At 61.8% G+C, this 12,784-nt stretch carries 13 protein-coding genes; 7 read left to right on the top strand and 6 right to left on the bottom strand.

Going from position 1 to position 12,784, the window contains the following annotated elements; genetic code table 11:
* Positions 1 to 51: 51 nt before the first annotated feature.
* Positions 52 to 978, bottom strand: coding sequence for a LysR substrate-binding domain-containing protein (locus ABIE33_RS13350; protein WP_429125622.1), 927 nt, complete (start codon positions 976 to 978; stop codon positions 52 to 54).
* Between the two features lie 77 nt (positions 979 to 1,055).
* On the opposite strand from ABIE33_RS13350, the gene ABIE33_RS13355 reads away from it, so the two are divergent.
* The 6 genes from ABIE33_RS13355 (at position 1,056) to ABIE33_RS13380 (ending at position 7,654) form a co-directional block, all read left to right on the top strand.
* On the top strand, positions 1,056 to 1,229 hold the full coding sequence (locus tag ABIE33_RS13355) for a hypothetical protein (protein ID WP_429125624.1): 174 nt from the start codon (positions 1,056 to 1,058) through the stop codon (positions 1,227 to 1,229).
* A gap of 320 nt (positions 1,230 to 1,549) precedes the next feature.
* Complete coding sequence (locus tag ABIE33_RS13360) at positions 1,550 to 2,500, top strand: GGDEF domain-containing protein (RefSeq protein ID WP_429125626.1); 951 nt, start codon at positions 1,550 to 1,552, stop codon at positions 2,498 to 2,500.
* 193 nt (positions 2,501 to 2,693) lie between these two features.
* Complete coding sequence (locus tag ABIE33_RS13365) at positions 2,694 to 3,005, top strand: hypothetical protein (RefSeq protein ID WP_429125628.1); 312 nt, start codon at positions 2,694 to 2,696, stop codon at positions 3,003 to 3,005.
* Between the two features lie 609 nt (positions 3,006 to 3,614).
* Positions 3,615 to 4,136, top strand: coding sequence for an RNA polymerase sigma factor (locus ABIE33_RS13370; RefSeq protein ID WP_429125630.1), 522 nt, complete (start codon positions 3,615 to 3,617; stop codon positions 4,134 to 4,136).
* 151 nt (positions 4,137 to 4,287) lie between these two features.
* A complete protein-coding gene (locus ABIE33_RS13375) occupies positions 4,288 to 5,226 on the top strand; it encodes a FecR family protein (RefSeq protein WP_429125632.1) in 939 nt (312 codons plus the stop codon).
* Between the two features lie 184 nt (positions 5,227 to 5,410).
* Positions 5,411 to 7,654 carry a TonB-dependent receptor domain-containing protein gene (locus tag ABIE33_RS13380; protein ID WP_429125634.1) on the top strand — a complete coding sequence of 748 codons (2,244 nt, stop codon included), beginning with the start codon at positions 5,411 to 5,413 and terminating at the stop codon, positions 7,652 to 7,654.
* Between the two features lie 98 nt (positions 7,655 to 7,752).
* Here the strand turns inward: ABIE33_RS13380 and ABIE33_RS13385 are convergent, their stop codons facing one another.
* From ABIE33_RS13385 to ABIE33_RS13395, 3 genes are all read right to left on the bottom strand, one after another.
* Entirely contained in the window at positions 7,753 to 8,049 is a 297-nt protein-coding gene (locus tag ABIE33_RS13385) for a DUF6894 family protein (protein ID WP_429125636.1), read from the bottom strand.
* Between the two features lie 246 nt (positions 8,050 to 8,295).
* Positions 8,296 to 8,604, bottom strand: a complete 309-nt coding sequence (locus ABIE33_RS13390) for a putative quinol monooxygenase (protein WP_429125638.1) — start codon at positions 8,602 to 8,604, stop codon at positions 8,296 to 8,298.
* Positions 8,605 to 8,824: 220 nt separating this feature from the next.
* Positions 8,825 to 9,838, bottom strand: a complete 1,014-nt coding sequence (locus tag ABIE33_RS13395) for a zinc-binding alcohol dehydrogenase family protein (RefSeq protein WP_429125640.1) — start codon at positions 9,836 to 9,838, stop codon at positions 8,825 to 8,827.
* A gap of 100 nt (positions 9,839 to 9,938) precedes the next feature.
* Here ABIE33_RS13395 and ABIE33_RS13400 point away from each other — a divergent pair, with 100 nt between their 5' ends.
* Positions 9,939 to 10,292 (top strand): winged helix-turn-helix transcriptional regulator, encoded by a 354-nt coding sequence (locus ABIE33_RS13400; RefSeq protein WP_429125642.1) that lies wholly within the window; start codon positions 9,939 to 9,941, stop codon positions 10,290 to 10,292.
* A 57-nt stretch (positions 10,293 to 10,349) separates the two neighbouring features.
* On the opposite strand, the gene chrA is transcribed toward ABIE33_RS13400, so the two are convergent.
* On the bottom strand, positions 10,350 to 11,765 hold the full coding sequence (chrA, locus tag ABIE33_RS13405; RefSeq protein ID WP_429125643.1) for a chromate efflux transporter: 1,416 nt from the start codon (positions 11,763 to 11,765) through the stop codon (positions 10,350 to 10,352).
* Positions 11,758 to 12,579 (bottom strand): chromate resistance protein ChrB domain-containing protein, encoded by an 822-nt coding sequence (locus ABIE33_RS13410; protein ID WP_429125645.1) that lies wholly within the window; start codon positions 12,577 to 12,579, stop codon positions 11,758 to 11,760. The genes chrA and ABIE33_RS13410 overlap by 8 nt, the downstream gene beginning before the upstream one ends.
* Positions 12,580 to 12,784 lie beyond the last annotated feature (205 nt).

Below are 12,784 nucleotides of genomic sequence, written 5' to 3' on the forward strand. Positions count from 1 at the left end.
GTCGATGGTGCCGGCAAGATACCCTGGGCAACATGTCCGGTGGCAGAGACATTAAACTGCGGCAGAGGGCAGTTTTCCTTCCAGGGACCGCCCCTCTGCGAGAAGCCAGGTACGAAGTGCCGCAATCGGCTTGCGATCCCTGTCGGCAATACGGCAGCACAAACGATAGCCGGTCGGCCGGCTAACGAAACCAAAGGGCGCATGGAGCGTAGCGGAGGCAAGGTCCGCCTCGATCGATGTCGCCGGCGCGATGGTGACGCCGAGCCCGCTGCGGGCGGCACTGAGCGCCAGCGTCAGGTCGTCCACTTCGATCCGCTTGCGGAAGCGGACGGGTGGATTACCGCTTTCGCGAAACCAGTCGTCCCAGAGATAGGGCACGGTGCGGGCGACCAGCGCAGTCATATCAGTGAGATCGATCGGCGCCGGTTGGCCGGCCGCAAGCACCGGGCCGAATCGGTCGTCCATGAAAGCGGTTGCCGTTATGTCCGGTAGTGGTCTGTATTCGCCGCCGACGATCAGGGCATCGATTTCGGGCATGTCGGTCAGCGACTGGTTGACGGCAACAGGAACGATGTCGACCTCGAGTCCGGATACGGCGTTCTGCAACGCGACCAGGCGCGGCATCATCCATGCCGAGGCCATCGGCATCGGCACACCGAGCCGCAGCCGGACAGTGCTGCCGCTCGACGAGATCTCTTCGGCCGCACGCGAAACGATGGCGAAGGCGACGCCGACGGCATCGGCGAGCCGCCGTCCGGCGGGAGTGAGCGTCACGCGACCACCTTGCCGATCGAGCAGGGCAAAGCCGAAATGCTCCTCAAGGCTTGCAAGCTGCTGGCGCACGGCACCGGGCACGACGCCAAGCTCGATCGCGGCTGCGCGCAGGCTGCCGCACCGGGCCAGCGCGTCGAAGGCACGCAGCGCGTTGAGCGGCGGCAACGGGCGCTGGGATTTCAGGTTCAGGTCGTCTGTCTGCATCACGCGCCTCGGCCAGCGGCCCCTCTCGGTTCGTGCATAACGCATCCGAGCGTCGGCTGTCGAACGTTGTATTCGCCATGAGCAAGCCGCACGTCAATCTCCACATCGACCCGAAGGAGCAGTATCCGATCGGCCACGGGATGGACGTTTTTCTTGCCTCGATGGCTGCCCAGATGAACGGCCATGCCGGAACATTCAAGAAGCTTCCGACGAGGAACGCCCGGGCAGTCGCTCGATCTAGCCCGGCATGAAGCAGCGGCTGAGGTCAGCCGTTAGCGACAAGCCCCACAGACAAGCGCAACCGTCCGCTCGGGGGATCCCGAAAGCGTGCGGGCAGTGTCCCATGTCTTTGTCGCACTGATGTGCTTTTTTCCGGATATGGCTTACGCTCCAGGTTGCCGAGGGATGCGGTTCCATGCTCGCGTATGGGCGCTGGTGGATGTAGCTTAGAAATATTGAATATTTCGAAGGTTTTTTGCGACAGCATCGCTGTGAGCCAAGTCTGTGCCGCCTGCTCTTTCGTGGGGCAGGGGGAGACGAGGGAAGAAGACAATGCCTGGATGCCATCGTCATGAGCGTATCGCCTAGTCGTGCCGGCGCGGATGCACCTGTGAGGAACGAGGTGCGGTTCTCCCGCGATCAACTCAGCCTCATTCTTGCCGCCTTGCCCGATCCGGCGTTCATCCTGACGCGCAGCGGGCGCTATGCGGCCCTGTTCGGTGGCGCCGACCACCGCTACTATCACGATGGCAGCAGTCTCGTCGGCCAGAGCGTTTTTGACGTTCTGGCCCAAGACAAGGCGCTGTGGTTCGCGCTGGAAATCGAAAAGGCGCTTGCTTCGAGGGCGCTGCACATCGTCGAATACAGCCTAGCCGGAAGCGATGTTAAGGGTCTTGAAGATGCCGGTCCCGATCATCCGATCTGGTTTGAAGGCCGTGTACAGGCGCTCGATTTCCCTGTTGACGGCGAGGACGCCGTGGTCTGGGTTGCGAGCAACATCACCGAAAAGAACGCCATTGAGCATCAGTTGCGTCTGCAAAGCGAAACCGATCCCCTGACCGGGCTCTACAATCGTCGAAAACTGCTCGACGTGCTTGCGATCGAGTTCGATCTGGCCACTCGCACCCGCCGTCCGACATGCCTGCTGATGTTCGACGTCGACAATTTCAAGGCGGTCAATGACGAGCTCGGGCACTCCGTTGGCGACGACCTGCTGGCGACCATTGCCATCGTCTGCCGGCGGGCACTGCGATCGGACGACGTCCTGGCACGTCTTGGCGGCGACGAGTTCGTTGTGCTGATGCCGGCAACGACAGGCAGTGAGGGCGGGTTCATCGCAGACATGCTGCGCCAGCAAATCTCGCTGGAACTGCAGGACAGGCTGGAGCTTTTCTCCACGATCAGCGGCGGTCTCACCGAAATTTCCAGGTCGGATGCGACGATCGGCGATATTTTGCGACGAGCCGACGAGGGCCTTTATCAATCCAAGCGCAACGGTCGCAATCAGATCACCGTCGTTTGACGCGGTGGCCATCGGTGTCGCGCTGCTGTTGGAGGCTGCCTGCAAATCCTTTTGCATACCACCCATTTCGTCCAGCCCTTTCTGGCGGCGCGCAACCTGTCCGGAGAGGGTCGGCTTCATGCCCGTTATTGTGAGTTGACCCTCGACAGGCCTGCGCCGATCCTGTTGTTCAGAGTAAGGATTGGGGGCAGTTATGTCCGAGGCATGGCAGCGATCGTTGATCGAAGAAGACGAACTCGTCAAAAAGGCGGCGACAACTGTACCGAAGCTGTTGGCTCATCCCGGCATTACGCTCGACCAGCTGTCCCGGCTGCACCTGAACATCGACGAGTGCGTCTCGCGGATGGATGCACTGATCGAGACGCTTGAGGCGAACGGCGTCGACCGTTCCTGGTTCCAGATGGCGACATCGATCAGAAACAGCTGGAAGACGCTCGCGCAAGATGCGGCGAAGAAGGGGCTCGTCGTCAGGAGCGAGACCGTGCGAAAGTCTATGGACGGCTAGCCGCGATTGCGGCATTGCGGCACCCCGCAGCCTCTCGACAAGACCGCGGTCTTGACCAAGCATGCCGGCGGTGATCCACGACGGCTCGCGCGTTGGCCGTCGATCGTTTGCATCCAGCGGCATTGCCGGACCCTGTTTGACCTGTGCGGGCGCCGGCGAACAATCACCAGGTTTCACCCACGGCCGCCAGTGCCGACCATCGTTGCGTATCCTTATTCGGACCGATCGTCACATGCTGCGCTGCGATCGGGCCGGAATCGTGCTCTGCAATTTCTGGCGGGAGGCGCATTGATCACCGAGTGGCGGCCCTGCCCCATCGTGGCAAGCTGCCTGCGTGCGCTGTTTCCTGCGCTTCAGAGTTGCCGCAACCCCCATAGGTGCCTGGTTTTGGTCATGCCCGGCTCTCACGACAGCCATCTCGCGTCTCGTAAACCGGCTGGCACGGCCCTGCCGGAGTAGCGCGGCGATTGAGACACACCCTCCTTCTTCTGGGGGAAAAGTTCGCCGCTAGCCGAATTTTAAACTTGACTATTATAGGCATGTTTTCAATTTTACGCCCGTTCGCGCAAAGCACTCAACGCGGACGAACCCGCTCCCGGCCAGGATCCCATGACGACCGAGACCCAATCCGAAACGCGCGTCGATATCTTTCTTGCCCACCGTCCGGCGCTCATCGCCTATGCGGTCCGCCTGCTCGGCTCCCGCGATGCTGCCGAAGATATCGTCCAGGATGCGTTTGTGCGGTTCCTGCCCTCCAGTACAGGATCGGTTTCGAAGGGCCAGCTCCTCGCCTATCTCTATCGCACGGTCAGGAACCTTTCGCTCGACGTGCTGAGGCGCCGGAAGGTGGCCGCGATCGGTCATCAGGACGATGTGCCGTTCTGGTCGGTACCCGCCGACGTGCCGACGCCTGAGCAATCGACTTTGCTGTGCGACGACGTTCGCCGGATCTCGCAGATCCTCTCCGAATTGCCTGTCGAGGCGCGGGTCGCCGTCGAGATGCACCGCTTCGGCGGCTACACGCTTGAAGAAGTGGCATCGCATCTGGGCATATCGACCGCCAGCGCTCATCGTTACGTCACGGCGGCGATGATGAAGATTGCCACGGCGCTTCTGGTCAACGCGACTTAAAGTGGTCGCTCCCTGAGAAAAAAAAGCGCGTCATTCGTCTTTGTCAAAAGAGGGAATGTTCGGGTAGAAGTGCCTCGGAAGAGGCCCAGACCGGCGTAGGATATAATTGACCCAAGATCAGGAAATCGCAGCCGCTACACTGGAAGAAGCCATGGACTGGTTTCTGCGGTTGAAGGCTGAGCCCAATTGTCCCGACCTCGCCGCCGATTTCCAGCGGTGGTTGCATCGCTCTGACGATCATCGGCGGGCATGGCAGTATGCGCTGCGGACGTGGGAGCTCATGGGTGAAGTGGCTCCTGTCCATGAACATCTGTGGGCGAGCGCCCCGCGCGCCAATGTCATTCCGCTCGCCAGGCGTCGTTGGCGCCGCCCGGTCATGGCCGCGGTCGCTGCCCTTGCCGCGAGCCTGTTCCTTGTCCTTGCCGGCCCGTCCCTGCTGATCCGCCTTCAGGCGGATCACATCACCGCCACAGGCCAGAATGCCAAAGTGGCGCTGGAGGATGGAACGGTCATCGAGCTTGGCGGCGACAGTGCCATCAAGACCGAAATGTCCGCCGCCGGGCGCCACGTCACGTTGCTTTCCGGCGAAGCCTTTTTCGATGTCGCGCACAATCCGGCCCGCCCCTTTACGGTGGAGGCTGGAGGCGTCACGGTTTTGGTCGTCGGCACCGCTTTCGACGTCCGGCTTGCGGGAGGGGAGACGACCGTCGAACTGGAAAGAGGCGTCGTCCAGGTCTCGGTCGAAGACGCCGGAAAAACGCCGGACTTCAGGCTGCTTGCGGGCGAGATGGCCGTCGTGAATGCGAGCGACGGCGCGGTCACCCGCAACACCATCCAGCCCGATCAGGTCGCCGCGTGGCGCAGCGGACGGATATTCGTCAAGGATGCGTCCATCAGCGCGGTCGCCGAGCAGCTTCAACGTTACCACTCGGCGTGGATAGCGGTGCCGGACCGCAAGCTCGCCGGTCTCAAGGTCACCGGCCTCTATGATCTTCACGATACGGACAGCGCCTTGAAGGCGCTGGTCGAACCCTATGGCGGCCGCGTCCGCACGTTGTCGGCCTACGGTCGCATCCTGACGCAATACTGAAAATCCTGACAAGAAAATTCAATTTTTCTGAGAAAAAAAACTGAGGCCCTCGTCTTTGTTGGAAAGCGCTCGGCAACGGAGCGCAATTCAAGGAGATGAGACTACGATGTGCATATCGCAAGGCCGCAAGGGATCCCGTCGTTTGAAGTGGGGCGACGACGGCGGGCGTCCGATGGGGCGGCTGATGACAACGACGGCAATGGCGATCTGCCTGGCCACGTCGCTGAACTGGCCGAGCCGGGCATTTGCGCAGGATGCACCGTCTCAAGCGAGCGCTACACGCAGCTTCAACGTGCCCGCCCAACCGCTTTCAGACGCACTCAATGTCTTTGGCCGGCAGTCGGGCCTGCAGGTGACGCTCGCCGCTTCCGTCTCCCGTGGCGTCATGTCCAAGGCGGTCGTCGGTTCCTACGCTCCGGAGGAGGCTCTTGCACGGCTGCTGTCGGGCACGGGCATCGAGTATCGCATCTCCGGCGGGCGCACGGCGGTGATCGGGACAGGGGCGGCCGGCGGCGGAGCGGCAGTGGTGCCGGCGGATGGATCCACGGCGCTGGACCCGATCTCGGTGTTCGGGGACGCCACCGGCGTGGGTGAGATCGTCATCAGCCAGAAGGAACTCGAACAGCGCAATCCGGCGAACATTGCCGACGTCTTCCGCGGCGAGCCGGGCATCGCGGTTGGCAGCTCGCTGCCGATGTCGCAGAAAGTCTATGTCCACGGCATCGAGGAAAACAATCTCGCAGTGACCATGGATGGCGGCCGTCAGAACAACAAGGTTTTCCATCACAACGCGACCAACCTCATCGATCCGAGCCTGCTGAAGGCGGTGCGTGTCGATGCGGGTATCGCACCTGCGGATGCGGGGCCGGGCGCGCTCGGCGGCGCCATTGCCTACGAGACGAAGGATGCGCGCGACCTGCTCGACGGCGACGGATATGGCGGCTTCATCAGTTCCAACTACAACTTCAACGGTCAGACCTTCCAGACCGGGATCTCCGCCTACGGCATGCAGGAAGGGCTCGAATTCCTCGGCTATTTCAATTTCGCCAAGGGCGACGAGTTTAAATCCGGTAACGGCAGCATCGTCGAAGGAACACGCACGGATCTCCTGAGCGGGATCGGCAAGCTGGCCTACGAATTCGAGAGCGGCGACCGTTTCGAGATCAGCCATGAGCGTGTCTATGACGATGCGCCGCGGCCGTTCCGCGCCAACACCGGTTTCATCTCCGGCCGCCCGCCGTGGGAGCCGCGCGTGCGCGACTACGCCCTCGACCGCCAGAACACAGTGTTCTCCTATACCGACAGCACCCCCGAGGACTGGTGGGATCCAACCGTGGTGCTGGCCTACAGCTCGACCCGGCTCGAGATCCCGATCTTTCCCCGACCCGTGCCGCCAAGCACGATATCGGTCCCCTATCCCGGTGCCGGCGAAACCGGCAGCTTCAACGGCAAGTTCGAGAACAAGTTCAGTTTCGATATCGGCAGCATCACCGCCGGCGTCGATTTCTACAACGACAAGGCTGAGCTTGAGGATCCATCCGACGCTTCGACCGAGCGGGCGCGCAATGTCGGTATCTATGCCCAGGCGCGGCTCGAACCCTGGGAGCGCACCCGGCTTTCTTTCGGCGTGCGCGGCGACCAGCAATGGTTTACCGGCACCACGAATGAGAAGTGGGACAATGCCGGTTTCAGCGGCAACGTCTCCGGCGAATATGATCTGATCGAAGACCTGCTGACGGCCAAAGCCGGCTACTCCCACGTCTGGGCCGGCGTCCCGCTTGCCGAAAACTTCATCATGAACCCGAACTGGAACTACCGAACCGGCCCGGAGCCGGTAACGGCCGACAACTATGCCTTCGGCCTTGTCGCCAAACATGAGGGTTTCACGCTCGAAGGCAGCCTCTTCCGCACCGATATCGACGACGCGCGCACAGCCAAGTACGCGGTCGCAAAGGCCATCGAGAACCATGATGTGCGCTCCAAGGGTTTCGAGCTTGGTGCCGGGTACGATTGGGGCGACGGATACTTCAAGGTCAAGTACGCCAATATCGATGTTTCGATCGACGGAAAGCCGGCCGACTCCGACACGGGTATCTATTTGGCGGCCCCGGCCGGCGAGTTCATCACGCTGGTGGCGGCGCACAGCTTCATTGATTGGGGCGTCACCATCGGCGGTGATGTCGAGATCGCGCTCGACAATGATGATGTCGCGGTTGGAGCTCCAACGCTCGAAGGCTACAAGGTGTTCAACACCTTCGTCGAGTATCAGCCGCCGAGCCACAGCAACCTGACGCTGCGTGCGGAAATCAAGAACGTCTTCGATGAGACCTATTCAGAGCGTGCCACCTATGGTCAGGAATTCGGCACCGTCACGCCGCTCTTTGAGCCCGGCCGCTCCTTCATTCTGAGCGCCAAGGCGACATTCTGAAATCATATTGAAGGAAGAGGCATCACCGATGCCTCTTCCACTTCGCCGGCAACTTGCCTCGGCCGGCTGTCTATCGTGTTCGTGCTAAAATCTTCATATTACAATTTACTGAAATCAATTCTCATTTCCGTCCAGGCATGCTCGAACCTTGATGTCGCGATCAGCCAGGGGGGCATGGACCTGGAAGCCGTCAACCTTGCCAGCAAACGGCCCTCGGTGTTCTCTACCGCGACGATGACGCCGCGATAGTCATCCTCTTCGGCGATCTCGTCCGCAACCAGGCGGCCGTGTTCGACCGCTTGGCTATCGTCGGCAAGCAGCGTACCGACTTTGTCGCGGTTGGTGACGCCTGCCAGGTGGATGTGAAAAAGATAGCGTTGCATGATCTCACTCAAACCATACGGCGATTGACGACAAACACTCGCGCCGCTGCGGGTATAGTTGTATTAGCACACCTCTTCTTCCTCTGCGCGTGACCAGCGCGTGACACGCCTTGGCGCGCAATTCGATCTCTGGCCGACTGGCAATTGCAGAGCCGTGATAGCCGATCGTGCTTAGGGGAAAGTGGGCTACTGCCGAATGCGGAAATGCTTGCCACCGGCCTGGCAAGGCGCATCTTTCAGGGCGAGACTTCGATTTCGTCAGCCGGAAACCTGGTCGAGGAACACCAGTTGCAGAGGGCGGGCGAGCAGATCGTCCACTGTTGCCGCGAAGGACTGGAAGTGCGGCGTTTGAAAGTGGGTCTCGAGAGCGGCCCTGTCGGTGAAGGCCTCGCGCATGTAGAACGTGCCCGGCTCTTCCTGCATTTCGAACAGGACGTAGTCGAGGCAGCCGGGCTCGTTGCGGGTCGGCTCGATCAGCGCCAACAGCCCGTCACGCAATGCGTCGCGTTTGCCGGGTTGGGCGGTCAGTATTGCCAGGGAAATCAGCTTCTCGGTTGCAGGTGTCATCATCGTATTCCTTGTGAATAGGGGCCTGGCGGCGCGAGAGGCGCGGTCGGCGGGATGGCGTTGGATCTGGAGAAGGCGGCAAGTGCAGTCGACTTGCCCCCTCATCACCATGACCTCGTTTGATTTTTTGGCGCACGCGCCGGCCATGGCCGCCCCGATGGGGCGGCTTCGTTTCAGGCATCACGCTTTTGCGAAAGAAGGGGGCGGCGTTTCCGTTTGCCTAAAAGCCAGAAAGCACGATCTTGCCCTTCGCCTTGCCGGACTCGATCAGTGCATGTGCTCGCTTGAGGTTGGCCGCATTGATCGTTCCGAAATTCTCGTTGAGCGTGGACTTGATCTTGCCTGCGTCGACCAGTTCTGACACTCCGTTCAAGAGGGCATTCTGTTTTTCGATATCTGCGGTCGCAAACAGCGAGCGTGTGAACATCAACTCCCAATGCAGCGAGATGCTCTTGCGCTTAAGGGGAAGGGCGTCGAGCTGCTTGGGGTCGTCGATCAGGCCGAAACGTCCCTGGGGCGCGATCAGTTCGACGATCTGACCGAGATGATCGTCGGTGTTGGTCGTCGAGAATACGAAGCCGGGCTGGCCCAACCCGAGGGCTTCGATTTGCGCGGCAAGCGATTGGCGGTGGTCGACGACGTGGTGGGCGCCGAGCGATCTAACCCATTCGATCGTTTCGGGGCGTGATGCGGTGGCGATAACCGTAAGGTCCGTGAGTGCTCGTGCGATCTGTATGGCGATCGAGCCGACGCCGCCGGCGCCGCCAATGATGACGATGGCATTGGCAGCACCCGGAACCGACCGGGTAACGTCAAGCCGGTCGAACAGCATTTCCCAGGCGGTGATCGACGTCAGCGGAAGGGCGGCTGCGGCAGAAAAATCCAGCGATTTGGGTTTCCCGCCGACGATGCGTTCATCGACCAGATGAAACTCGGCATTGGTGCCGGAGCGGTTGATGGCGCCGGCATAAAAGACCTCGTCGCCCGGCTGGAAGAAGGACGCGTCCGGCCCGACGGCGCTGACGACGCCGGCGGCATCCCAGCCTAATACCTTCCATTGCCCGGCTTCGGGCTTTGCGCCCCGGCGGATCTTGGTGTCGACGGGATTGACCGAGATCGCCTTGACTTCGACGAGGATGTCCCGGCCCGTGGGTTCAGGCCGCGGCAGGTCGATATCGACCAGCGACGTTTCGGCTTCGATCGCTTGCTGGACTTGGTAGGCTACGGCTCGCATTGAATGCTCCATCGGTTGAACACAGCCAAGATGCGCACTATGATTGGATATCGCAAGAACGCACATATAAAGCCCATAGTGTCGAAAAGGATACCATTGGATGGGACGCACGCGCCACGATCGTTTCGACTGCAGCCCGGGATGTGCCGTCGAAGCGACGCTCAGCCTGATTGACGGCAAGTGGAAGGGCGTCGTTCTCTACCACCTGATGTCCGGCACCCTGCGCTTCAACGAAATCCGCCGGAAGCTGCCGAACGTTACCCAGCGCATGCTGACGAACCAGCTGCGTGAGCTCGAGGCCGATGGCCTGATCACGCGCAAGGTGTTCGCCCAGGTCCCACCCAGGGTCGACTATGATCTCTCGGAACGTGGCCGCACGCTGGAGCCGGTCATTCTTGCGCTCAAGACCTGGGGAGACGTCAACATGCCGTCGACGGGAAGCGCGGCAGCCTGATCGTCGCCAGGGTTTGTCCTACACACGCGGGTCTCGACGGTGCCGGAGGCTGCTCCCCTATCCACCGACAAGCACCCACACCATTCCGGCAAGCGCCGAGGCCAGCAGCGTCGCGATCACCGACGCGTTGAAGCGGAAGATCGCCAGCGCCGCCGCAAGCGTCAGCAAGAGTGACGGCAGCACCAGCGAGCTCAAGACGGGGACATCGAGCGTCAGCCCGCCGACGCTCCACGGGATGACCTGCGAAAACAGCGTGTGAAGGCCGAACCAGACCGCAAGGTTGAGGATAACGCCGACGACGGCGGCGGTGATGGCTGACATGGCGCCGGTCAGGGCGACGTTGCCCCTCAGCTTTTCGATGAAGGGCGCCCCGAGGAAGATCCAGAGGAAGCAGGGGACGAAGGTTACCCACGTCGTCAACAGCGCGCCCAGCGTTGCAGCCGTCATCGGGGTGAGTGTGCCGGGATCGCGATAGGCGCCCATGAAGCCGACGAACTGGACGACCATGATCAGTGGGCCTGGCGTCGTTTCCGCCATGCCGAGGCCGTCGAGCATTTCGCCGGGTTTGAGCCAGCCGTAATATTGCACGGCTTCCTGCGCGACATAGGCGAGCACGGCATAGGCGCCGCCGAAGGTGACGACCGCCATCTTGCTGAAGAACCACCCGATCTCGGTAAAGACGTCGTTCGGCCCGAGAAACGCAAACAGGAGCACCAACGGCACGAGCCACAGTGCGAGAAATACCGCGGACACTTTTAAAGACCAGCCGAGGTTCGGGCGGGCATGGATTGGCGTCTGCTCGCCCAAGGCCGAATCTTCGTCCTTGAGGACCGGTCCGGTTGTCTTGCCGTGTCCGCCGCCGATGCGAAAGAGCGGCGAGCCTGAGCGCCCGCCGATGTAGCCGACGATGCCGGCCGTCAGGATGATCAGCGGGAATGGGACGCGGAAGAAGAAGATTGCGACAAAGGCCGCCGCCGCGATGCCGATCATCAGCCGGTTTTTCAGCGCCCGGCTGCCGATCCGGAAAACCGCCTGGACGACCACGGCAAGCACGGCCGCCTTCAACCCGAAGAACAGTCCCTCGATCAGGCTGACATTGCCAAAGGCGGCATAGACGTAGCTCAAGCCCAGGATGGCAAGGAAACCCGGAAGCACGAACAAGATGCCGGCGATAAGGCCGCCGGCGGTGCGATGCATCAGCCAGCCGATGTAGATTGCCAGCTGCTGCGCCTCCGGACCGGGCAACAGCATGCAGTAATTGAGCGCATGCAGGAAACGGTGCTCGCCAACCCAGCGCTTCTCGTCGACGAGGATCCGGTGCATCACCGCGATCTGGCCCGCCGGGCCGCCGAAGCTCAAGGCTGCGATCCGCACCCATACCCAGAAAGCTTCCGCAAGCGAGACGCCGTGGTCGTGGGGCGCCGACGCCTTGCTGGCGTCGGCGGTGTGAACGGCATCGGTCATTTCATGCACCCTTTCTCGGCGAGGGCCAGTTGTGCGTTTCGCCCGTCGCATCGCGGCACCAGCGGTAGAAGGCATCATAGAGCAGCATGCCTGCCTGCAACTGCTCATGATCGTCTGCATACATGCGCGAGAGCCCGAGCGAAACCGCAAGCAGGCCGGCTGCCTCGGGGGCGAGATCGAGGCGCGAGGTGTCTGCTCCCCGCACGATGGCTGCCAGCCTCAGCATAGGCTCGGTTGTCAATCCGAATTCCTCGACCATCACGTCGAAGGTGCAGAGGTCGCCCCGATGGCTCCAGCGGATCGGGGCGTCGATGTCAAAGGGCGTGGCGTCGAAGCGCTCGGCCACCGCTTCGACTTCGGCGGGTGCCACGAACAGGAAGACGGCGTTTGGATCGACGAAGCGCCGAATAAGCCAGGGGCAGGCGATGCGGTCGATCTTCGGGCGCGCGCGCGTGACCCAGAGCGTGTGTCTGTTCGCCTGTCGTTTCGGCAGGGCAGAGGCGGACACGGCCGGATAGCCAGCTTCGGCCCAGGCCTCAAAGCCGCCTTCCAGGACATCGGCCGGAATTCCCGCGTGCCTGAGCCAGGCGGCGACCCCATGGCTCAGCTTCTTGCCGCGCTGGCAGACGATGACGGCGGATCGTCCCGCGAAGTCGTTGCCCCAGTCCTCAACGAGCCGGTAGTCACGCCGGAGCGATCCGGGGATCAGGCGCGGATCGGCGTCGAAATCCTCGTCGATCCGGACATCGATCAGCGCGGGACATTTGGGAGTGCCGATGAGGCGAGCAAGTTTGTCCGGGGAAATTTCCAGAAGTGACGGCATAACGCGTCCTCCGTCTGAGCGGTTGAATGGACGCGATACTTCGGCTGTCGCCTCGTGGGGTGATCGCGACCCCATAGTGAATTTTTCCGCTGTTTCGGGCGGGCTGTCAAGCAGTTGTACGGTACCCGGGGGATTGACGACCGCCGTGTCATCGGCGGCCGCGTGCTTGCAGCCTTTCTCTCAGCCTGTTGCTGAACCGGCCCTC

Source organism: Ensifer sp. 4252 (genome assembly GCF_050434565.1).
Taxonomy (GTDB): domain Bacteria; phylum Pseudomonadota; class Alphaproteobacteria; order Rhizobiales; family Rhizobiaceae; genus Ensifer.